The following is a 21,193-nucleotide window of genomic DNA, read 5'->3' as shown; positions in this document are numbered from 1 at the left end:
ATATGTGCGGAATCGTCGGCATGGTGGGCCAGGGGTCCGTCAACCAGGAGATCTACGACGCGCTGCTCCTCCTCCAGCACCGTGGGCAGGACTCGACCGGCATCGCCACCGCCGAGTCCAGCGGCGTCTTCCACATCGCCAAGCAGAAGGGGCAGGTGCGTGAGGCTTTCCGCACCCGGGACATGCGCGCGCTCCTGGGCGAGATCGGCCTCGGCCACGTGCGGTACGCCACGAAGGGGACCGCGTCGAGCGAGGAGGAGGCGCAGCCGTTCTACGTCAACGCCCCCTACGGCATCGTGCTCGTGCACAACGGCAATCTCACCAACACCCGCGAGCTCACCGACGAGCTGTTCCACAAGGACCGCCGCCACCTCAACACGAGCTCCGACACCGAGCTGCTGGTGAACATCCTCGGCTCCGAGCTGCAGTCCGAGATGGCCGGCGTCGAGCTCGACCCCGAGCAGGTCTTCGCCGCGGTCTCGCGCGTGCACGAGCGGGTCGAGGGGTCGTACGCCGCGATCGCCCTGATCGCCGGCTACGGCCTGCTCGCCTTCCGCGACCCGTTCGGCATCCGTCCCCTCATCCTCGGCACGCGCCCGTCGGCGAACGTCCCGGGCGGCTACGAGTGGGTCGTGGCATCCGAGTCCCTCGTGCTCGAGAACGCCGGCTTCGAGGTCGTGCGCGACGTGCTGCCGGGCGAGGCGGTCTTCATCGACCTGCAGGGTCACCTGCGCACGCGTCAGTGCGCCGCGAGCCCGGTGCTCGCGCCGTGCTCCTTCGAGTACGTCTACCTCGCCCGCCCCGACTCGATCATGAACGGCATCTCGGTGTACGAGACGCGCCTGCGCATGGGCGAGCGCCTGGCCGACACCATCGCGAAGTACACCCCCGCGGGAGCGATCGACGTGGTCATGCCGATACCCGACTCCTCGCGCCCCGCGGCGATGCAGGTGGCCCGCAAGCTCGGCATCGAGTACCGCGAGGGCTTCTACAAGAACCGCTACGTCGGCCGCACGTTCATCATGCCCGGCCAGGCGGTGCGCAAGAAGAGCGTGCGCCAGAAGCTCAACGCCATGTCGAGCGAGTTCAAGGGCAAGAACGTGCTGCTCGTCGACGACTCGATCGTGCGGGGCACCACCAGTCGCGAGATCATCCAGATGGCGCGGGATGCCGGGGCCACATCGGTCACGTTCGCCTCCGCCGCGCCTCCGGTGCGGTTCCCGCACGTGTACGGCATCAACATGCCGTCGCGTCAGGAGCTCGTCGCGCACGGCCGCACGATCCCCGAGATCGCGACCGAGCTCGGCTGCGACTACCTCGTCTACCAGGAGGTCGACGACCTCAAGGCCGCGATCCTCGAGGGCTCCGGGATCGACGACCTCGACATGAGCTGCTTCGACGGCCGTTACGTCACGGGCACCGTCACGGAGGAGTACCTCGCCTGGGTCGAGGGTTCTCAGGAGTCGTGACGCGGGTCGGCGTGCACGCACGCCCTAAGCTCGACGGGTGAGCACCGCCGGAGTCCGTCCTCTCTGGCGTGGGCGAGCCCTGGCCGTCGTGGGCATCGTGCTGTTCGCGTTCTCGCTGCGCACGGCCGTGGCGTCGCTGTCGCCCGTGCTGGGCCTGGTGTCGGCCGATTTCGATGTTCCGGCCGCCGCGATCGGCCTCATCGGCACGGCGCCGCCCGTCTGCTACGCGGCGTTCGGCATCCTCACGCCCCGTCTCGAGCGCCGGTTCGGGCTCGAGCGGCTCGCCGTCACGGCCATGGCAGTGGCGGCGGTCGGACTGGTCGCCCGCGCCCTCGCGGTCGACGCGCTCACCCTGCTGCTCGCCACGGCGCTGATCTTCGCCGCCGTCGGGGTCGGCAACGTGCTGCTGCCGCCCCTGGTGAAGACCTACTTCCCGGATCGGATCGGGCTCGTCACCACCGTCTACTCCACGACCCTCGCGGTCGCGACGTTCCTGCCTCCGCTCGTGGCGGTACCGGTGGCGGATGCCGCGGGCTGGCGCATGTCGCTCGGGCTGTGGGCGGTGTTCGCGGGGGCGGCGATCATCCCGTGGATCGCCCTGGTGATGCGCCGCGACGCCGGTCTCGACGTCGTGGAGACGGCCAATCCGCGGGTGCTCGGACGCCTCTGGCGACTGCCGCTGGTCTGGGCGCTCACCACGGCGTTCGCCGTGTCGGGCGTGCTGGCCTACACGTCGTTCGCGTGGCTCCCGCGCATCCTCGTCGACGTGGCAGGGGTGACCCCGGCCACGGCCGGCGCGCTGCTGTCGCTGTTCGCCGCGATGGGGTTCCCGTCGTCGCTGCTGGTGCCGGTGCTCGTCGTGCGGGCGAACGCGACGCGCGCGCTGTTCGCGGTCGCGGTGATCACCGGTCTCGCGGGCGTGGGCGGACTGCTGCTGGCCCCGGCCGGCGCACCGCTGCTGTGGGTGGCGCTGCTCGGCGTCGCCGCCCTGCTGTTCCCGCTCGTGCTGGTGCTGCTCGGGCTGAAGGCGCGCACGCACGAGGGCGCCGTGGCGCTCAGCGGATTCGTGCAGAGCGTCGGCTATGCGATCGTCGCGCTGTTCCCCTTCGGCATCGGGATCCTGCACGACGCGACCGGCTCATGGACGCTGCCGCTGATCGTGCTCGCGGTCGTCATCGCCGCGGCCGTGCCGGCGAGCGTGCTCATCGGCGGACGCGGCACGATCGAGGATGCCTGGGAGCGGCATCACGGGAAGTGGTGACGCGAGGGCGACGTGTGCCTCAGCGGGTCGACGCGGTCTCGGAGCGCGCCGAGTCCTCGTCTTCCTCGTCGTCGTACTGGTCGGCCCACTTGTCGACGTAGAGATCTGCCCCGCCTTCGGGGTGCAGCTCCTTCTCCAGTGCGGAGTAGTTGACAGTCGGACTGTACGACTTGAGTTCCCGGGCGATCTTGGTGTGCTTCGCCTTCTGACGGCCACGACCCATGCGAGACCCCCTCATTTTCTACAGACGCGGGGCTGTTCATCCGCCCGCCGCATTCACGAATCCGGTCCGAAGCCGGTAAGAGTAGCATTCAGGATATCACGGAGCCTCTGGCCCCCAGCGGCTCGGCCGACTCTCGGGAAAGGGCGGACGAAGATATGTCGGACGAGGCATCTGCAATCCCGTCCGGCGCCGATCCGGCGCCGGAGACGCTGCACGGAGCGGTGCTCGTGGGTGTGGTCCCGGGTCAGCCCGCGCGCGTGATCAAGGAGGCCGCGCGCTATGCGCAGCTGCTGCACGCCGAGCTCCTCGTGGTGCACGTCGACGTCACCCGGTTCGTCACCTATGAAGATCCCGACGGCTACGTCCACGCCGCCCCGGTCGAGATGACGACGGATGCCGGATCCGCCGACCTCGCGGCCGTCACCGCCCTGGCGTCCGCGGCGCTCGAGGGTCGAGGCATCCGCTGGTCGGTGCGCCAGCTGGTCGGCGACCCGGCCCTGGCCATCAAGCATCTCGCCGACGACCTCGACGCACGGCTGATCGTGGTGGGGACCCGTCGCCGGGGGTTCGGCGAGTCGATCCGCGAGTTCTTCACGGGGGCTGTGGCCGCACGCCTCGCCCATCGACAGCACCGTCCGATCCTCGTGGTGCCGCTGGGCGAGCCCGTCGCCGACGACCAGGACATCTGGCCCGACTCCGCCTCCTGACCCCGCCGCTCCCGGACCCGGTGGCCGGCGAGCGAGACCGCATCGCCGCATCGAGACCGGTGCGGTCCGCAGCGGTCTCGATGCGGTCGTGGGGTCTCGCACCGCGGAGGGTGTCAGGGGCGGACGGCGCGGGTGATGTCGCGGGCGGCGGTGTCGAGGGCCGCGGTGAGCGCATCGACGACGGATGCCTCGAGCACACCGCCGCGCGCGACATGGGTGCGCAGATCGCTGCGCACCCGGGCGCGGAACTCGTTGACGGCGGCATCCGCACGGGACAGCTGCTCGCGGCTGGTGACCCTCGGATCGTCTCCGGCGGGGGCCTGTCGCGGGGTCGCGCGCTCCTCACGGGTCGCGGCGGCGAGATCGGCGCGCAGACTGCGCATCGCCTCGCGCACCGAGCCGCGCACCTCGTCGGCGATCAAGCGCACCGAATCCGAGAGTCCGGCCTCGATTCCCTGCATGTCGCCCGCCCGGGAGGAGACCTCGGCGCGACCGGCGTCGGTGATCTCGTAGACGGTCTTGCGTCCGTCGACGGACTTCGACACCAGCCCCTCCTCCTCCAGCTTCGCCAGCCGGGGATAGATCGTGCCGGCGCTCGGCGTGTACGTGCCGCCGGTGCGATCGGACAGCGCCTGCATGATGTCGTAGCCGTGCCGCGGCCCCTCGTCGAGCAGATTGAGCAGGTACAGGCGCAGGTCGCCGTGCGAGAAGACGGGACTCATCACGACTCCGCTCCGGCGTCGGCGGCGGGCGCGTGGTCGGCGACCTCCGCGGGGACGGATGCCGCGGCATCCGTCTGTTCGGATGCCGCGCGACGCAGCACCGTCACGTCGCCCGAGACGGTGTTGACCCGCACGTCGGCGAACATGCCGCTGAGCTCGCCCGTCGACCCGACGTAGTTCGTGGTGGGGCCCGAGCCGTGCCCGGAGCGCACGACGCCGTCGACCTGCACGTGCCCGCTGACGCTGCGCACCGTGTAGTTGGCGGGGTGGCCCTCGTCGAGGCGGATCGTGGCGTTGCCGCTGACAGTGTTGAAGTCGACGCGCTGGATCGGTCCGGTCGAGTCGACCAGGAGCGCGCCCGAGACGGTGTCGATCGACGCCGAGCGCACCGTGCCGGTGATCGCCACGTCGCCCGAGACGCTGTTGGCGCTCAGGCCGCCGATCACCTGCCGGGCCTGCACGTCGCCCGACACGGCGTTGACCGAGAGGTCGCCGGTGAGACCGTCGACGATGGTGTCGCCCGAGACGGTGTTGAGGCGGGTGTCGTGACGGATGCCCGAGACCAGGGCGCTCGCGCTGACCACGCCCAGGTTGAGCGCGACGTCGCGCGGGACGGCGACGCTGATCTCGGCCTTGGGGCCGCCGGCGCCGAAGTTGCGGAACACCTCGAGGAAGTTGTCCCAGCGCAGCTGCGGGTGGTCGATCTCGACGGTGTCGCCGGTGACCTCGATGCGGAGGTCCTTGATGGTGACGGCGTGCACCTCGATGCGCACGCCGGGGTCGTCGTGCGCGACGACGTCGATCTGGCCGCCGACGAGGCCGACCTTGAGCGAACGCACCGTCTCGATGTCGATGACGCGCGTCTCGCCGGGGTGGATGATCCACTTCTCGAGGGTCATGTCTGCTCCTTCAGGATGAAACACGATATATCGCGTTAAGGAGATGAAACACGATATATCGCGTCATGTCAAACTATTGGCCCGAACGAGGTTGACCTTGACGCAACGTCAACCTCTACCGTGGATCTCACGGCCACGAGAACGGAAGGAGGTCGCACCATGGAGCAGATCACGGAATGGTCGATCCAGCAGATCGCGCGGCTCACCGGCACCACGAGTCGCACTCTGCGGCACTACGGCGACCTCGGGCTGCTGCCGCCGTCGAGCGTCGGCGCCAACGGCTACCGCCACTACGACGAGGCGTCGCTCGTGCGCCTGCAGCGCATCCTGCTGCTGCGCGAGCTCGGACTGGGGCTCCCGCAGATCGCGGCGGTCCTCGACCGGGACGTGCCGGCGCAGGAGGCGCTCACGACCCACCTGCACTGGCTGCAGGAGGAGCAGACCCGGCTGGCGCGGCAGATCGCGTCGGTGCGGACCACAATCGAGACCCTGAGAGGAGGTGAACGACTCATGGCGGAGAACATGTTCGACGGATTCGACCACACGCAGTACAAGGACGAGGTCGAATCCCGCTGGGGAGCCGAGGCGTACGCGACCGGCGACCGCTGGTGGCGCTCGATGAGCGCCGACGAGCAGGCCGCGTGGAAGCAGCGCGTCGCCGACCTGTCCCGCGACTGGGTGGCGGCTGCCGAAAGCGGTGCGGCGCCCGGCGGCGAGGTCGCCCAGGCGCTCGCGAAGCGTCACGTCGACTGGCTCACGTCGGTGCCCGGTACGCCTGCGAGCGTGCCCGGCGGCGACGTGAAGGCGTACGTCATCGGCCTCGGCGAGATGTACGTCGCCGACGACCGCTTCGGCGCGAACTACGCGACGACGGGCGGCGGCACGGCCGGTGCCGAGTTCGTGCGTGACGCGCTGCGCGTCTACGCCGACGCCGACCTGTAGGAGCAGGACGAGGGATGCCGCGACCCGCCCGGGTCGCGGCATCCTGACGTCCTGGCCCGTCGAACGGTCGCGACTCGCCGTTCACGCTCGCACGCATGCGGCGAGTCGCGACCGTTCGATGGTCGTTCAGCCGCCGATCGAGGAGACGGCGCGCGCGACGACCAGCAGGCCGAGGATGTACGAGGAGATCGCCTGGACCGCCATGAGCGCCTTCGCCCGATGGCTGAGGGGCATCGCGTCGGCGGCCGAGAAGGCGATGCCGTCGGTGATGGACGAGTAGAGGTAGTCGAAGAAGCTCGGGCGCCAGTTCGCCTTCTGCGCCGAACGCGCCGCGACCTCCACGATGGCGTCGTGGTCCTCGTCCTGCGGGAAGCGGAAGTCCGCGGGCTTCAGGCCCTCGCGCGACATGGTGCTGCGCGCGACGGGACCCCCGCGGTCGAGCTCCCAGAACACGAGCGCGAAGACGATCGCGTTGGTGCCCCAGATCTGCAGGGCGGAGAGGAGGATGACCCCGCCCTCGGCCCTCGCTCCGGTGAGCAGGTCGGAGATGAGCTCGACCAGCAGCACCTGGTTCACGGCCAGCAGCGTGAGGCTCAGTCCGAGCGAGACGATCCGCGACCAGCGGGTCTGCCGGTTCATGCGGTGCGGGTTCACCACGATGAGCGAGGCCATCGCCACCGCGCCGATGATCACGGCGGCCACACGCAGCCACGGCGAGAAGGTGCTGGGCAGGAGGGCCCACAGCACGAGGACGACCAGCACTCCGCCCGCCGCCGGCCATCGGTGCTCAGGCGTGCGCTTCGGCCCGTCCATCGTGCTCCTGCCCCCTGCTCGTGACGCCACGAGACCCCCCACCGAGGGTAGGGGGTCTCGTGATGAGGATGCGGTCAGGCGCGGTTGCGTCCGCCGATGACGCGGAAGAGGAACGCGATGAGGGCGATCACGCCGACGATCAGCGCGACCCACAGCAGCCACTGCAGGGCCGAGCTGAGGCCTCCGATGATCGCGAGCACGACGGCCACGACGATGATGATGATGAGGGCGAGGTTCATGGGAGGTTCTCCATTCTCCATAGCCGGTGCAGGGGGGCTGCGTGTCCGGGTGCCTGGTGGGCACGGCTTAGACGATGCCACTCCCGGGAGTTCCCCCGGAGGGGCTTGACGGCGTCCGATCGACGGGTGTATTCCCGCGACGGCGAGCGGATGCCGCGGCTACCCGCGCTGTCAAGCCCCCGCGTCCGCACGCGGCACGGTCGTAGCCTCGCGTCCGAGAGAAGGAGGCCGCCATGCCCCGTGGACGCGGATCGAACAGTCTGAAGAACCCCGAGCTCTACGAGGAGCTGCGCGACCAGGGCGATTCGAAGGAGAAGGCTGCGCGCATCTCCAACGCCGTCGCCCGCGACGGCGCGAAGGCCGTGGGGCGGCGCGGCGGCGAGGCGGGCGACTACGAGGACTGGACCGTGCCGGCCCTGCGGGCCCGAGCGAAGGAGCTCGGCGTGACCGGATACTCCGGGAAGCGCAAGGCCGAGCTGATCTCGATGCTGCGCGAGCACTGACGCCCGTGCCCAGACTCAGACGCGTCGTCCCGTTCGTCGATCCCGGCTTCACCCGGGTGAAGGTCGGGCAGGGGCACCGCTTCGTCACCCCTCGCGGCAAGAAGGTCGCGAAGAAGGACGACGTGCGCATCCGCGCGCTCGTCATCCCACCGGCGTGGACCGAGGTCTGGATCAGCGCGCGTGCGGACGGGCACATCCAGGTGGTGGGGACGGATGCCGCGGGGCGCAAGCAGTACCTGTACCACCCGCAATGGAGCGAGCGCCGCGACAAGGGCAAGTTCGCGCGCGCTCTCGAACTGGCGGCATCCCTCCCCCGTGCCCGGGCGCAGGTCACTCAGGCCCTGCACGCCGACGGGCTCACGCGCGAGCGCACGCTGGCGGTGGCGTTCCGGCTGCTCGACCAGGCCGCCCCGCGCGTGGGGTCGACGGCGTACCTGAAGGCCAACGGCAGCCGCGGCCTCACCACGCTGCAGCGCCGCGACGCCGCCGTCGACGGTTCGGTGGTGACGCTGTCGTTCCCGGCCAAGAGCGGCAAGCGCGCCCTGCTGCGTGTCGACGACGCCGACCTGGCCTCGGCGGTCTCGGAGCTCTCAGCGGGACGCCCGGGGGCTCCGCTGCTGGCCTATCGCCGTGGTCGCAAGCGGGTGGCCCTCGGTGCCGGCGACGTCAACACGCATCTGCGCGCCCTCACCGGCGGACCCTTCACCGCCAAGGACTTCCGCACCCTGCGCGGCACGGTCTCGGCGGCCGAGGCGCTCGCCCGGATCGGCACCGTCGACACGAAGCGCGCGCTCGCGGAGGCCGAGCGCCTGGCGGTGCGCGCCACCGCCGACGCGCTGGGCAACACCCCCGCCGTGGCGCGCTCGAGCTACATCGATCCGCGGGTCTTCCGCGAGTACCGCAAGGGCCGGGTGCTCTCGCTGGACGGCTCGCGGGATGCCGCGATCCGCGCGCTGCTCCTCGGCGACTGATCCACCGGTCTGGGACCGGGTAGCGTGGGGCGGTGACCTCCCCCGCCTCGCCCGCGCCGTCGGTGCCGGCTCGGCGGCTCGGCATGGTCGTCCTCGGCGGTGCGCTCGGCACCGCCGCCCGCGCCGCCCTCCTCCTCCCCTGGACGGGGACGGATGCCTCCGCCGTGAGCGTCCCGGTCGTCACCCTCGTGATAAACCTCGTCGGGGCGTTCGCGCTCGGACTCGTCGTCGGCGTGCTCGCCGGGAGGCATCCCACCGCCCGCGCCTTCCTCGGCACCGGCGTGCTCGGCGGATTCACCACGTACTCCGCGTTCGCCGTGCAGACGGTCACCGCCGGCGCACTCGCCGCCTGGGTGCCCGTCGCGCTCGCCGTGGTCTCGGTTCTCGGCGGTGTGCTGCTCGCCGGTGTCGGGGTGTCCGTCGGCCGGGTGGCGGCAGGGCGACGCGACGGGACCGACGAGCCGGAGGCGGCCGAGTGACTCCGCTCCTCTTCGTCGGCGTCGCGGCGGCGGGCGGCATCGGCGCCGGCCTCCGCTACCTGATCGATCTCGGCATCGCGCGCCTCGTGCGGGGGCGGTTCCCGTGGGGCATCCTCGTGGTCAACGTCAGCGGGTCGTTCGCGCTGGGGGTCGTCACGGGCGCCGTGCTCGCGCCCGACCTCGTCTGGCTGCTCGGCACCGGCCTGCTCGGCGGGTACACGACCTTCTCGGCCGTGGCGACGGAGTCGTGGCTGCTCGCCGAGGAAGGGCGCCGCGGTGCCGCGTGGACGAACGCCGCCGCCACGGCCGTGCTCTGCGTCGCGGCCGCGAGCGCCGGAATCCTGCTCGGCCAGGCCGTCTGAGGCGCGGGGGACACCCCCCGCGAAGCAGGGGAACCGGCGTGGGATACTTGCAGCGGATACATGCACGTATCCATTCCGGCGCACGCATGCACCCGTGCCGCCTCCGCAGCACCACCACCGAAGGTCGAACGTGTCGAACCTCGCCGTCCTGAGCCTGCGCAACCGCGCCCTCATCGCCCTCATCACGATCGTCGCCGCGGTCTTCGGGGGACTGGCCCTGACGAGCCTCAAGCAGGAGCTCATCCCTTCGATCGAGTTCCCGCAACTCGCGATCGTCTCGACCTACCCGGGCGCGTCGCCCGGCGTGGTCGAGAACGACGTCTCGACGCCGATCGAGACGGCGATCCAGGGGGTTCCCGGGCTGCAGTCCTCGAGCGCCACCAGCACCACCAACGCGTCGATCATCTCGGCGTCGTTCGTCTACGGCACCGACCTGGCCACCGCCGAGCAGAAGATCTCTCAGGCGATCAACCGCATCAAAACGACCCTGCCGACCGGGGTCGAGCCGAACGTCATCTCGGCCAGCTTCAACGACTTCCCGGTGATCCAGCTCGCGGTGACCGGCTATGCCGACCAGGCGGCGGCGCAGCAGCAGCTCGAGGCATCCGTCCTCCCCGATCTCGAGCACCTCGCCGGGGTCAACGCGGCGCAGATCGTCGGCGGCAAGGGGTCGCGCATCACGATCACCCCCGACCGGGCGAAGCTCGCCGCGGCGGGTTACACGCAGCAATCCATCCGCGACGCGCTCTCGGCGAACGGCCGTCTGTTCCCCGGCGGATCGATCACCGAGGGCGACCAGACCCTGACGGTCCAGACCGGCGCGAAGATCACGACGATCGCCGAGCTGTCGGCGCTGCCGCTGGTGCCCACGGGTGCCGCGCAGGTCGCCGCGGGACCGAAGACCATCGCCGACGTCGCGACCGTGAGCGAGGGCACCGACCCGGTCACCTCGATCTCGCGCGTCAACGGCGAGGCGGCCCTGACGATCGCGATCACGAAGCTCCCGGCCGCCAACACCGTCGACGTCTCGCGCACGGTGCTGGCCGCGATCCCGGGCCTCCAGTCGAACCTTCCCGGCGCGACCTTCACCGTCGTGTTCGACCAGGCCCCGTACATCCAGCAGTCGATCGACTCGCTCGCCCAGGAGGGACTGCTGGGCCTCGCCTTCGCGGTGCTCGTGATCCTGCTGTTCCTGCTGTCGGTGCGCTCGACGCTCGTGACTGCGATCTCGATCCCGACGAGCGTGCTGATCACGTTCATCGGCATCCAGGCGTTCGGGTACTCGCTCAACATCCTCACCCTCGGCGCGCTCACGATCGCGATCGGCCGCGTGGTCGACGATTCGATCGTCGTGATCGAGAACATCAAGCGGCACTACGTCGGCGACGCCGACAAGGGCGACGCGATCCGCCACGCGGTGCGCGAGGTGGCCGCGGCGATCACCGCGTCGACCATCACGACGGTGGCGGTGTTCCTGCCGATCGCGTTCGTCGGCGACGTCACGGGCGAGCTGTTCCGCCCGTTCGCGCTCACCGTCACCATCGCGATGGTCGCGTCGCTGTTCGTCGCGTTGACGATCGTGCCCGTGCTCGCCTACTGGTTCCTCCGACCCGGGAAGCCGCTGCGCGACGCGCAGGGCCGCCAGGTCGATCCGGAGTCGGCGGATGCCCCGCCCACCCGCCTGCAGAAGGCCTACCTGCCGGTGCTGCGGTGGACGCTGAAGCATTCGTGGGTGACACTCGCCCTGGCACTGCTGGTGCTCGTGGGCACCGGGGCCCTCGCGCCGCTGATGAAGACGAACTTCCTCGGCGACTCCGGCCAGAACACCTTCACGATGACGCAGGACATCGGCGCCGCGCCCAGCCTCGACGCCGAGGACGCCGCCGCGAAGAAGGTCGAGGATGCGATCCGCGGCATCGACGGCATCCGCAACGTGCAGACCTCGATCGGGTCGTCGGGGTCGGCGCTGCGCGACGCATTCAGCGGGGGGTCGTCGGGGATCACGTATTCGATCACGACCGACGCGGGTGTCGATCAGGTGGCGCTGCGCGAGCGCGTGCAGTCGGCGGTCTCCTCGCTCACCGACGTCGGCACGATCACGGTCGCCGGCTCGGGCGGCGGATTCGCCTCCAGCGACGTCGCGATCGACGTGTCGGCACCCGATCAGCAGACGCTGCAGGAGGCCACCGACTCCGTCGTCGCCGCGATCACCGGCAAGCCCGGGATCGGCCAGGTCACCAGCAACCTCGCCGCCTCGCTGCCCTACATCGCGGTGCAGGTCGACCGGGCCAAGGCCGCGGCACTCGGCCTGTCGGAGGTCGCTGTGGGCGGGCTGGTCTCCGGCACCATGCAGCCCCAGTCGATCGGCACGGTCGAGATCAACGGCACCGGCCTCACCGTCTACCTGGCCGCCGCGCAGGCGCCCGCGACCCTCGCCGAGCTCCAGGCACTGCCGCTCCCGGTCGCCGGTCTCACCCTCAAGGACGTCGCCACCGTCGCGCAGAGCGAGGGGCCGACCTCGATCACCACCGAGCGCGGGCAGCGCACCGCGACGGTCACCGCCACCCCGTCCGGGAACGATCTCAACGCGGCATCCGCCACCGTGCGGCAGGCGCTCGTCGACGCGCAGCTGCCCACCGGCGCGCGCGCCGTCGTCGGCGGCGTGCTCTCGCAGCAGCAGGATGCGTTCGGCCAGCTCGGTCTCGCCCTGCTCGCGGCGATCCTGATCGTCTACATCGTGATGGTCGCGACGTTCAAGTCGCTGCGCCAGCCGCTGCTGCTGCTCGTCTCGGTGCCGTTCGCGGCGACCGGCGCGATCCTGCTGCAGATCGGCACCGGCGTGCCGCTGGGTGTCGCGTCGCTGATCGGCGTGCTGATGCTCATCGGGATCGTCGTGACGAACGCGATCGTGCTCGTCGACCTCGTCAACCAGTACCGCGAGCGCGGCATGTCCGCCCATGACGCCACGATCGCCGGCGGGTCCCGGCGTCTGCGCCCGATCCTCATGACGGCGCTGGCCACGATCTTCGCGCTCACCCCGATGGCGCTGGGCATCACCGGGCACGGCGGGTTCATCTCGCAGCCGCTCGCCATCGTGGTGATCGGCGGATTGATCTCATCCACGGTGCTGACACTCGTGGTGCTGCCGACCCTCTACAACCTCGTCGAAGGGGCGCGCGAGCGGCGCGCCGCGCGGCGCGCGCGAGGGACGACGGATGCCTCGACCCCCGCGTCCGAGGAGTCGGAGCCGGCCTATGCCGCGAGCGCCATCGGCACGGGGACGCTCGAGACGCGCAGGGAGCGGCGGGCGCGGCAGGCGTCTGCCACGGCGGGGATCGCCACCATCGCCGCGACGGCCGTGCCGCCGATCGAAGAGGGGCCCGACATCGAGACGCCGATGGCGGAGGCATCCGTCGGCGACACCGGGGAGACCGAGGTCGAGCACACGGCCGGCGAGGCGCCCGCGGCCGTCACCGACGAGGCGGAGGCGCCGGACGGCGCGGTCGACGTCGAGGCGGAGCCGGTGATCGCCGAGGAGAACGCGCCGAATGCGGTCGACGTGGCCGATGCGACCGGCGCGCCCGAGACGGTGCAGGTCGACGAGACCGGCGAGGGCCAGGACAGCACCGCCACGGCCGGCGCCGACGACGACAGCGTGAGCGACCGCGGCGACGGGGCGTAGCCCTCGACGGTGCGCGTCGCGGCGGAGAGCCGTCGCACGAGCCCGGGAAGCGACACCCACACCTGGCGGTGGCCGGCGCGCACGGCGGCGCGCATGTCGGCGGCGCGCATCCGGTGGGCGCGGGGGACGAGGCATCCGAAGAACAGCGAGAGCCACGTGAACATGGCGCCGAATCCGAGCAGTTCGAACAGGGTCAGATTGATCAGTCCCGCGTACATCGACACGAAGCCGCCCACGAGGAGGATGCCGGCGGGCAGGTTCATCGCGAGGAACTCGCGGCCCAGCCCGCGCACCGTGATCGGGGTGACGATGAGCAGCACGACGAACGAGATCATGATGCCGAGCGCACCCCAGTCGTGCAGCGGCTTGATGGTGTTGATCGGCACCATGCCGACCATCGACAGGTGCAGTCCCATCGAGCCGACCAGCGTGGAGACGATCGCAGGGGCGCGGTGCGCCGAGCGCACGCGCGCGGCGTGGGCGCGCACCTCGCGACGCACGCGGGCGGCGAGGAGGAAGATGAGCAGGCCCGCGGCCATCAGGGTGATGTTGAAGGCGAACCCGGAGAACAGCGTGACCGTGCCGAGCTGGCTGAAGTAGAGGTGCCACCACGAGTGATCGGGTGCGGTGAAGATCGACACGGCGATTCCTCCGACCAGCAGCACCGAGATTCCCGCGAACAGGTGCACCGCGGCGAGGCGCGAGGCGGAATCGGCCAGACGGGTGTCCATCATCGCGCCGCCGGGCAGGGCCACGGCGGCCGACCTGCGGGCACTCTGAAGGAGCAGTGGTGCCGCGGGTGTGGAAACCAGAGTCATGAGTACGCACTTCGTTCGCAACGTCCCGATCGGGGTCCCCACGACGCATGCGCCAATTCCCGTGATCGGGGGCGTTGACCGATCGACAGCCGTCCCCAGTACGACTCTTGAGCCTGATCGTACCCTGAATGTCTGAACAAACATCTACGAAGTTATCGACCAGATTGCCTCAAGATTCCGCGCGCACGGCGCACAACGCCCACGCGATGGGCTAAGGGGTGCCGAGTTGGATCCCCCAGCGCACCGTCCACGTCTCTCCGGGTGCCAGCCAGCGCAGTCCCTGACCGGAGTTCAGAGCGTCGGCAGGCGCACTCATGGGCTCCACCGCCACGGCCAGTTCCTGGCCGGGATACGTGCTCATCGTGTACACCTGCAGGTACTCCAGACCCGGTCCGAGCCACAGGGTCACGGTGCGTCCGTCGGGTGCCGACAGGGTGGCCCGCGTGCGGTCGTCGGCGTCCCGGGCGAGGCCCCCGTACGCGAGGTTGATGTCCACGTCGCCGAGGCGGCGTCCGCTACGCAGATCGACGTCGGCCGTCATCGCGCGCTCGGCCACCGGGAGCAGCCGGTCGTCGAGCTCGAACCACGTCTCTCCCGGAACCGTGAGCGTGAGGTCCGCCGTCGCGACCCCGCCGAGGCACAGATAGGGATGCGTCCCGACCGCGACCGGCGCATCCTCCGCGCCGATGTTCGTGATCCGGTGGGTCGCCTCGATGCCGGCGTCGGTGACCGCGTACGTCACCGCGGTGTCGAGGTGGAACGGATAGCCCGTCTGCGGGAACACCGTCGCGGAGAGGGTGAGCGCGGCATCCGTCGGCGCCGTCGGCTCCGTGGACGGGGTCGGCTGGTAGGGCGCGAATCGCAGCAGCCCGTGCGACGCGCTGCCGGTGCGCGGCTCGGTGATCGGCAGCTGACGGGTCACGCCGCGCTGGGTCCACGCGCCGTCGCGCACGCGGTTGGGCCACGGCACGAGGGTGATGCCCGAGGCTGCCGGCGTCGGCGAGCCGGCCGGGTAGGGCGGAACGAGGTCGAGGCCGTCGACGCGCAGGGAGCGGAGGGATGCCCCCACCTGCGCCACCTGGGCGGTCACCCGCCCGTCGGGGCTCGCGATGTGGAACTGCCGTCCGGTCGGATCGGCGGGGACCCTCGTCGTCATGCTCACCTCTGCAGCCACGGCCGCAGCAGCCGCGTCACCCAGGGTAGGACCAGATAGGTCATCACCGGCGTCAGCAGCACCGTCGTCAGCAGCACCCGCGTCACGAGCGGCCAGTCCGCGACGCCCGGCACGAAGCCGAGCAGCCACGAGGCGAGGAGATTCACCGGGAAGAAACCGAGCCAGATCGTCACCGCCTGCTTCCAGCGCGGCGGGGCGGCGGGGATGGGCTGCACGATCGGGCCGGTGGCCGCGGCATCCGGCGTGTCCATCCGTGTCCCGAACGAGGCGTCGAACCATCCCTCGATGCCGGTGCGCCGCTCGACCCGCACCTCCGAGGCGAACGGACGGCCCGACTCGAGCCACCACGTGCGCTGCTCGGACTGCTCCCACGCCTCGAGCGTCGCGATGTCGCGGAACCGGTAGAGCATGTACCAGAGGTCGCTCGCCTCGCCCGCGCGCACCCAGCCGGACCCGAGGAAACCGTCGAAGGTCGCCGCGAGATCGGTGCCCGCCTGCATCCAGCTCGTGGCCACGGATGCGCGCGCGGGGTCGATGCGTCGCTCGATCGCGACGGTGATCGGGGAATCGGACATGCCTCTATTCCACCCGACGTCGGGCGCTCCGGAGTGCACGGGCGGACGGGCGGGCGGATGCCGTGGCCGGGCAGGTTCTCAGGAGCGCGCGTGGTGCGCGCGGTAGGCTGGAGTGTCGGCTCTGGACACCGCGGATGGATCGCGGATGGGTTTGTGAGTCCAAGGGGGCCGATGGTGGGGGCGGATCCGCCCCGACGACCATCCATTCGAACGGTCCCCCGGCCGACAGAGTCCGGGTCGCTCCCTGCTTCTGCCTGAAGAAGCCCTCCCTGCGTCGTGCGCGGGTGCGGAGCACTGTTCTCGCATCGAGACAACCCAGGAAGACATCATGGTCAATCCCAAGAAGAAGAAGCCGTCCAGCGGCCGACCCAACTTCGAGCCGCGCTACGGCGAGAAGAAGACCTCGTTCCACGACCGCACGCGCGGAGGTGCGCAGGCGGGGAGCCGAAGCCCCGGCCACCGCGGACATCGCCCGGCGGAGGAAGGTGCGCCGGCGAAGGGGCGCTGGACCTCCACGCAGCGCGCCGGCCGCGACGAGTCGCGCACGATCCGCGACCGGGCTGCACGGCCGTCCGACGACCGTCCGCGTCGGGATGACCGTCCCGCGCGTTCGTTCGGCGACCGCCCCGCGCGTTCGTTCGACGACCGTCCGCGCCGTGATGACCGTCCGGCGCGCTCCTTCGACGATCGTCCCCGTCGCGACGACCGCAGCGCCCGCGACGATCGTCCGGCGCGGTCTTTCAGCGACCGCCCCGCGCGTTCGTTCGATGACCGTCCGCAGCGCGACGACCGTCCGGCTCGTTCGTTCGATGACCGTCCACGTCGTGATGACCGTCCTGCCCGTTCGTTCGACGATCGTCCGCGTCGGGATGACCGGGGAGCCCGGAATGATCGTCCGTCCCGTTCGTTCGATGACCGTCCCCGTCGGGATGATCGTCCTGCCCGTTCGTTCGACGACCGTCCCCGTCGGGATGACCGTCCTGCCCGTTCGCACAGCGACCGTCCGCAGCGCGATGACCGTACTGCGCGGTCGTACGGCGACCGTCCTGCCCGTTCGTTCGACGACCGCCCGCGCCGCGACGACCGCGACCGCCGTCCCGCGGGCAACCGCGCGGATTGGAACGCCACGCCCGCGCAGAAGACCGCGCACCGCGACCACGTCGACGTCGTGCACGAGCGCCTGCAGGCCGAGGCCGTCCAGGCCGAAGACGTCCGCGAGACCAGCTGGGCCGACCTCGGTCTGGGCCTGAACATCGCCCAGACCCTCGTCGACCTCGGCGCCCCGACGCCGTTCCCGATCCAGGCGGCGACGATCCCCGAGGTGCTCGCCGGCCGCGACGTGCTCGCCCGCGGCCGCACCGGCTCCGGCAAGACGATCGCGTTCGGCGCCCCGCTGGTGGAGCGGATCCTGAAGTCCCAGGCCGGCCAGCGCCGTGAGTTCGGCCGCAACCCGCGCGCGCTGATCCTCGCTCCCACGCGCGAGCTCGCCCTGCAGATCGACCGCACGATCCAGCCCATCGCCCGCAGCGTGGGCCTGTTCACGACGCAGATCTACGGCGGTGTCCCCGCCGGTCGTCAGATCGGCGCGCTCCGCAAGGGCGTCGACATCGTCATCGGCACGCCGGGCCGCATCGAAGACCTCATCACCCAGCGCAAGCTCGACCTGCGCGAGGTCCGCGTCGCCGTCATCGACGAGGCCGACCACATGAGCGAGCTCGGATTCCTCGAGCCCGTGCAGCGCATCCTCCGTCACACCGCGGAGGGCAGCCAGAAGCTCCTCTTCTCGGCCACCCTCGACCGCGAGGTCGCGGCCGTGGTCGACGAGTTCCTCGTCGAGCCCGCCGTCTACGAGGTCGCCGGCGAGACGCAGGAGACCGGCACGATCGACCACCGCGTGCTCGTGATCGACCACCGCGACAAGGCCGCGATCCTCGACCGTCTGGTCGACCGAGAGGGCAAGACGCTCGTCTTCGCCCGCACCCGCGCCTACGCCGAGATGCTCGCCGAGCAGTTCGCCGACTCGGGCATCCCGGCCGTCGCCCTTCACGGCGACCTCAACCAGGTGAAGCGCTCGCGCAACCTCGAGCGCATGACGTCGGGTCGGGTGAACGTGCTCGTGGCGACGGATGTCGCGGCCCGAGGCATCCATGTCGACGACATCGATCTCGTGGTCCAGGCCGACCCGCCGGACGAGTACAAGACGTACCTGCACCGCTCGGGCCGCACCGGCCGCGCCGGCGCGTCGGGCACCGTGGTCACCCTGATCACGCGCCAGCGCCGTCGCAAGATGACCGAGATGCTCGACCATGCCGAGATCGAGGCGCCCTTCGACGAGGCCCGCCCCGGCGACGACATCATCGAGGAGCTCGCCGGCAACCTGCCGACCGACGCCGACCTCACCCGCTGATCTCCCGCCCCGGCCGACGCGCGGGGATCGGATCGAAAGCGGCTCGGATGCCGAATCCGGCACCGCTTCTCGTCCGATCTCCGCCTCTCGGCCCCGATGGGGATCAGAACAGCATCGTCTCGCCGGCGCTCGCGCGCCCTCGAGAGGTGGTGACGATCGTCGCCTGGCGGGCGGCGAGCCCGGGTGTGGCGGAGCGCCGCGGGGCGGCCTCCTCGTCCCAGCCGTCGAGCCGGTGCACGCGCAGCAGCGGGTGCACCCGCTTGGCCAGCCACGATCGGTAGGGCTTGGGCGCGTACGCCGACGCACCCGGGTACAGCCCGCGGTACGACGACACGAGTTCGGGATGCTCGCGCTCGAGCCACTGCAGGAACCACTGCTTGGCTCCCGGGCGCAGGTGCAGCGCGCCGTACACGACCCGAACGGCTCCGGCCGCCTTGATGCGCGCGAGCGCGTCGTCGATCGCCGCGACCGAGTCGGTGAGGTGCGGCAGGATCGGCATCAGGAACACCGTCACGCGGAACCCCGCCTCGGTCGCCGCGCGCACCGTCGCCAGGCGTGCTTCGGCGCTCGGAGTCCCCGGTTCGATCCGCTGCTGCAGCGCATCGTCGAACACCGCGATCGACATCGCGATCGAGACCGGCACCGACCGCGCGGCATCCGCCAGCAGCGGCAGATCGCGCCGCAGCAGGCTCCCCTTCGTGAGGATCGAGAACGGCGTGCCCGATTCGGCCAGGGCTGAGGCGATCCCCGGCATGAGCCTGTAGCGCCCTTCCGCGCGCTGGTACGGGTCGGTGTTGGTGCCCAGCATGACCGGCTCGCGCGTCCACGATCCGCGGCGCAGCTCCTTGGCCAGCACGTCGGCGACGTTGATCTTCACCACGAGCTGGGAATCGAAGTCGCGTCCCGCATCGAGGTCGAGGTCCTCGTGCGTTCCGCGGGCGAAGCAGTTGTGGCTGATGACACCGTTGGCGATGAAGTCGCCCGTGGACGTGGTGATGTCGACCATTTCGATGGTCTCGTCGAGATCTTCGATCGACACGACGTGCAGCGCGGCGTCCGATGACAGACACGGCTCGGTTCGAGATGATCCGACGACACCGCCGGCGATCAGCGTGTCGTCCACCGTCAGGTGGGGGCGTTGGCCGCGCTCGGCGGGGCGGACGTGCTTCCAGCCGCGATCGGTGAGGAATCGGTGGTCCCCGCTCGCGACGATCATCGTCCCGTCGGCGAGGGTCACGCGGTGCGCACGCTTGCGGGTTCGCCACGCTGCCGAAACGGTCGAGGGCACATACCGCCGATAGGAGCCCTCACGCACCGTGCCGACGACCACGTCGCCGGGTGCGACGGCCGAGATCGGACGACTCGTCCCGTCGGCCATCAGCACGGCGGTGTCGGGGTGAAGGCAGTACACGCAGGCATGGCTACAGCCGCGATAGGGGTTCACGGTCCAGTCGAACGGCATCGCCGACGATCCCGGAACGTGGTTGAGCGCGCTCTTGGCCATGACCTCGTGGAAGGTGATGCCGGCGAAGTCGGGGGTGGTCACCGAGCGCACGAGGCCGTCGAGGTTCTCCATTCCCGGCAGGGCGGAGGCATCCGCCACACCCAGCTCCTGACCTCGCCATCGCATATCCCTCAGTCGAACATAGATACGACTGCACGTCAAGCGACGCGACCCTACATGAGAACACGCAGGCGACATCGGATGCCGCGCCCTCGCCGCGTCGCATGGCGTCGCTCCGGGAGGCGGTTCACAATGGACGGGTGACGGATCCCGAGCCGCACCGTACGACCCTCTCGACGACGCGCACCCGCCGCATCGTCGTGCCCGTCGTCGCAGCCACCCGCACAGCGCCGCCGCGCGACACCGACGCGCCTCTCCTCGACCCGCCGTCGACCCGCCGCAACCGCGGCCGCCTCCTCGTCACGGGACTCGTCGCGGCCGTCCTGGTGCTCGGATCCGCCACGGCCGTCACCACGGCGGTGACGGCCGGCGCGCTCGCCGGGGCCCCGGCATCCGGAGACGCAGCCCTCGCCGCGCCGCCGCAGGCGGCCGCAGCCCCCGCACAGGCGATCCCCGCGCCCACGATGATCGGACCCGATGCTCCGGCCGACGCGTGCGCCGCCGCGCCGGTCGCGACCGCGCTCGCCGCGGGCGACGACGCCGCCGTGATCGCCGCGGTGGGCGGCGTGGAGTCGTTCCGCACGCTCGTGACCGCCGGCACCACGGCGTGCCTGAGCCTCGGCGATCCGGGTCGCATCTGGACCGTCGTCAACAAGCTCCGGCCCTACACCCCGACCGACTACGCCCCCGCGGCGCTCCGGCTCCCCGACCCGGTGCGCAGCCTCGCGGGGGAGCAGCTGAGAGCGGATGCCGCGACCGCCCTTGCGGCGCTCGGGCAGGCCGCCGTCGCCGAGGGGGCCGGGACGATCGCGATGGAGAGCGGCTACCGCTCCTACGCCACGCAGAAGCGCAACTTCGGCGCGGGCGGACCCGAGGTCGAGGCATCCGTCGCCCGTCCGGGGTACAGCGAGCACCAGTCCGGACTCGCCGCCGACGTGGTGCCGTGCACCTCGCGCGGATGCGGCACGATGGACGACCTCGCGGCCTCTCCGCAGGGCGCGTGGGTCGCGGCCAACGCGTGGCGCTTCGGCTGGATCGTGCGCTACGAGCCGGGCCGCACCCCCACGACGGGGTACATCCCCGAGGCGTGGCACCTCCGCTACATCGGCACCGACCTCGCCGCGGCCTACCACGACGAGGGCTGGCACACGCTCGAGGAGTTCTTCGGCCTGCCCGCGGCGCCGACGTACTGAGCGGATGCCTCGGCTGGAGGCATCCTCCAACGTCCGGCACTCGGTTCCAGGATTCATGGGATGCGATCCCACAGCCGCCGTGTGCACCGTCGGCCGAGCGGCCTACAATCGCCGCAGGCGAAGCGGCCGA

At 70.9% G+C, this 21,193-nt stretch carries 19 protein-coding genes and 1 pseudogene; 11 read left to right on the top strand and 9 right to left on the bottom strand.

What is annotated here, in order from left to right; all coding sequences use genetic code 11:
- The first annotated feature begins 2 nt into the window (after window positions 1-2).
- Together purF and ACSJDX_RS05660 are read left to right on the top strand one after the other, a co-directional pair.
- Window positions 3-1,469, top strand: coding sequence for an amidophosphoribosyltransferase (purF, locus tag ACSJDX_RS05665; protein ID WP_438354586.1), 1,467 nt, complete (start codon window positions 3-5; stop codon window positions 1,467-1,469).
- A 37-nt stretch (window positions 1,470-1,506) separates the two neighbouring features.
- Complete coding sequence (locus tag ACSJDX_RS05660) at window positions 1,507-2,730, top strand: MFS transporter (protein ID WP_438354585.1); 1,224 nt, start codon at window positions 1,507-1,509, stop codon at window positions 2,728-2,730.
- A 19-nt stretch (window positions 2,731-2,749) separates the two neighbouring features.
- Here ACSJDX_RS05660 and ACSJDX_RS05655 read toward each other — a convergent pair whose 3' ends face one another.
- Window positions 2,750-2,953, bottom strand: a complete 204-nt coding sequence (locus ACSJDX_RS05655) for a DUF3073 family protein (RefSeq protein WP_438354584.1) — start codon at window positions 2,951-2,953, stop codon at window positions 2,750-2,752.
- Between the two features lie 155 nt (window positions 2,954-3,108).
- Here ACSJDX_RS05655 and ACSJDX_RS05650 point away from each other — a divergent pair, with 155 nt between their 5' ends.
- Complete coding sequence (locus tag ACSJDX_RS05650) at window positions 3,109-3,660, top strand: universal stress protein (RefSeq protein ID WP_438354583.1); 552 nt, start codon at window positions 3,109-3,111, stop codon at window positions 3,658-3,660.
- A 113-nt stretch (window positions 3,661-3,773) separates the two neighbouring features.
- Here the strand turns inward: ACSJDX_RS05650 and ACSJDX_RS05645 are convergent, their stop codons facing one another.
- Window positions 3,774-4,382 (bottom strand): PadR family transcriptional regulator, encoded by a 609-nt coding sequence (locus ACSJDX_RS05645; RefSeq protein WP_438354582.1) that lies wholly within the window; start codon window positions 4,380-4,382, stop codon window positions 3,774-3,776.
- A complete protein-coding gene (locus tag ACSJDX_RS05640; RefSeq protein ID WP_438354581.1) occupies window positions 4,382-5,281 on the bottom strand; it encodes a DUF4097 family beta strand repeat-containing protein in 900 nt (299 codons plus the stop codon). Before ACSJDX_RS05640 ends, ACSJDX_RS05645 begins: the two co-directional genes overlap by 1 nt.
- Before the next feature lie 159 nt (window positions 5,282-5,440).
- On the opposite strand from ACSJDX_RS05640, the gene ACSJDX_RS05635 reads away from it, so the two are divergent.
- Window positions 5,441-6,223: a MerR family transcriptional regulator gene (locus ACSJDX_RS05635; protein ID WP_438354580.1), complete on the top strand. Its 783-nt coding sequence runs from the start codon at window positions 5,441-5,443 to the stop codon at window positions 6,221-6,223.
- A 126-nt stretch (window positions 6,224-6,349) separates the two neighbouring features.
- Here ACSJDX_RS05635 and ACSJDX_RS05630 read toward each other — a convergent pair whose 3' ends face one another.
- Window positions 6,350-7,036, bottom strand: a complete 687-nt coding sequence (locus ACSJDX_RS05630) for a hypothetical protein (protein ID WP_438354579.1) — start codon at window positions 7,034-7,036, stop codon at window positions 6,350-6,352.
- A gap of 74 nt (window positions 7,037-7,110) precedes the next feature.
- Window positions 7,111-7,275: a hypothetical protein gene (locus tag ACSJDX_RS05625; protein WP_438354578.1), complete on the bottom strand. Its 165-nt coding sequence runs from the start codon at window positions 7,273-7,275 to the stop codon at window positions 7,111-7,113.
- Between the two features lie 233 nt (window positions 7,276-7,508).
- Here ACSJDX_RS05625 and ACSJDX_RS05620 point away from each other — a divergent pair, with 233 nt between their 5' ends.
- The 5 genes from ACSJDX_RS05620 (at window position 7,509) to ACSJDX_RS05600 (ending at window position 13,272) form a co-directional block, all read left to right on the top strand.
- Window positions 7,509-7,778, top strand: coding sequence for a DUF7218 family protein (locus tag ACSJDX_RS05620; RefSeq protein WP_438354577.1), 270 nt, complete (start codon window positions 7,509-7,511; stop codon window positions 7,776-7,778).
- A 5-nt stretch (window positions 7,779-7,783) separates the two neighbouring features.
- On the top strand, window positions 7,784-8,749 hold the full coding sequence (locus ACSJDX_RS05615) for a DNA topoisomerase IB (protein WP_438354576.1): 966 nt from the start codon (window positions 7,784-7,786) through the stop codon (window positions 8,747-8,749).
- A 32-nt stretch (window positions 8,750-8,781) separates the two neighbouring features.
- Window positions 8,782-9,228: a fluoride efflux transporter FluC gene (locus ACSJDX_RS05610; RefSeq protein WP_438354575.1), complete on the top strand. Its 447-nt coding sequence runs from the start codon at window positions 8,782-8,784 to the stop codon at window positions 9,226-9,228.
- Window positions 9,225-9,590, top strand: coding sequence for a fluoride efflux transporter FluC (locus tag ACSJDX_RS05605; protein WP_438354574.1), 366 nt, complete (start codon window positions 9,225-9,227; stop codon window positions 9,588-9,590). The genes ACSJDX_RS05610 and ACSJDX_RS05605 overlap by 4 nt, the downstream gene beginning before the upstream one ends.
- A gap of 130 nt (window positions 9,591-9,720) precedes the next feature.
- Window positions 9,721-13,272, top strand: a complete 3,552-nt coding sequence (locus ACSJDX_RS05600; RefSeq protein WP_438354573.1) for an efflux RND transporter permease subunit — start codon at window positions 9,721-9,723, stop codon at window positions 13,270-13,272.
- 200 nt (window positions 13,273-13,472) lie between these two features.
- Here the strand turns inward: ACSJDX_RS05600 and ACSJDX_RS05595 are convergent.
- The 3 genes and pseudogenes from ACSJDX_RS05595 to ACSJDX_RS05585 form a co-directional block, all read right to left on the bottom strand.
- Window positions 13,473-14,003 (bottom strand): annotated as a pseudogene (locus ACSJDX_RS05595) (DUF998 domain-containing protein); the annotation flags it as partial.
- 298 nt (window positions 14,004-14,301) lie between these two features.
- On the bottom strand, window positions 14,302-15,246 hold the full coding sequence (locus ACSJDX_RS05590) for an aldose 1-epimerase family protein (RefSeq protein ID WP_438354572.1): 945 nt from the start codon (window positions 15,244-15,246) through the stop codon (window positions 14,302-14,304).
- Window positions 15,247-15,248: 2 nt separating this feature from the next.
- The gene (locus tag ACSJDX_RS05585) at window positions 15,249-15,839 is read right to left on the bottom strand and encodes an antibiotic biosynthesis monooxygenase (protein ID WP_438354571.1); all 591 of its coding nucleotides are present in this window, start codon (window positions 15,837-15,839) and stop codon (window positions 15,249-15,251) included.
- Window positions 15,840-16,167: 328 nt separating this feature from the next.
- On the opposite strand from ACSJDX_RS05585, the gene ACSJDX_RS05580 reads away from it, so the two are divergent.
- Entirely contained in the window at window positions 16,168-18,246 is a 2,079-nt protein-coding gene (locus tag ACSJDX_RS05580) for a DEAD/DEAH box helicase (RefSeq protein ID WP_438354570.1), read from the top strand.
- Window positions 18,247-18,349: 103 nt separating this feature from the next.
- On the opposite strand, the gene ACSJDX_RS05575 is transcribed toward ACSJDX_RS05580, so the two are convergent.
- Window positions 18,350-19,822, bottom strand: coding sequence for an Rv2578c family radical SAM protein (locus ACSJDX_RS05575; protein WP_438354942.1), 1,473 nt, complete (start codon window positions 19,820-19,822; stop codon window positions 18,350-18,352).
- Window positions 19,823-20,010: 188 nt separating this feature from the next.
- Here ACSJDX_RS05575 and ACSJDX_RS05570 point away from each other — a divergent pair, with 188 nt between their 5' ends.
- Window positions 20,011-21,063, top strand: coding sequence for a M15 family metallopeptidase (locus tag ACSJDX_RS05570; RefSeq protein ID WP_438354569.1), 1,053 nt, complete (start codon window positions 20,011-20,013; stop codon window positions 21,061-21,063).
- Window positions 21,064-21,193 lie beyond the last annotated feature (130 nt).

Source organism: Microbacterium fluminis, assembly GCF_051549805.1.
In the GTDB taxonomy this organism is placed as follows: domain Bacteria; phylum Actinomycetota; class Actinomycetes; order Actinomycetales; family Microbacteriaceae; genus Microbacterium.
This window is presented reverse-complemented; position numbering and strand designations above follow the sequence as displayed.